This is a genomic window from Pseudomonas sp. HY7a-MNA-CIBAN-0227 (assembly GCF_040310325.1).
Taxonomy (GTDB): domain Bacteria; phylum Pseudomonadota; class Gammaproteobacteria; order Pseudomonadales; family Pseudomonadaceae; genus Aquipseudomonas.
The window spans coordinates 1-288 of sequence record NZ_JBEOPT010000072.1 but is presented as its reverse complement, the minus strand read 5'-3'; the positions used below and the strand labels follow the sequence as shown (position 1 = coordinate 288).

1 protein-coding gene is annotated in these 288 nt (G+C 56.9%); it reads right to left on the bottom strand.

Features of this window, described 5'->3' with window-relative positions; genetic code table 11:
- The coding region (locus tag AAEZ06_RS27030) for an HrpE/YscL family type III secretion apparatus protein (RefSeq protein WP_350617144.1) at window positions 1-288 on the bottom strand (288 nt) is incomplete at both ends.

The following is a 288-nucleotide window of genomic DNA, read 5'->3' as shown; positions in this document are numbered from 1 at the left end:
AGGTCAAGTGGGTGACAAAACAGCGTCGCTTCGATTTCCTGGACTTGGTTGGCCAGCAACTGCTTGAGCAACGCGGCCAGCCGTTGAGGGGGTACTGTCTCGTCAAGCAGACAGCGAATAGCTTGGTTGGTGATTGCTGTCGCGTAGTATTCCAGGTTGTCGCACATTGCCTGGCGATCGCGCTCCCAGCGTTTGAGTTGAGCATCTGCGCGTAGCCAGACCTCCTGCGAGGCATTTTCCAGTAGCGCTTCGCATTTCTTTTCCGCCTGCCGTATCCGCTCATCGGCC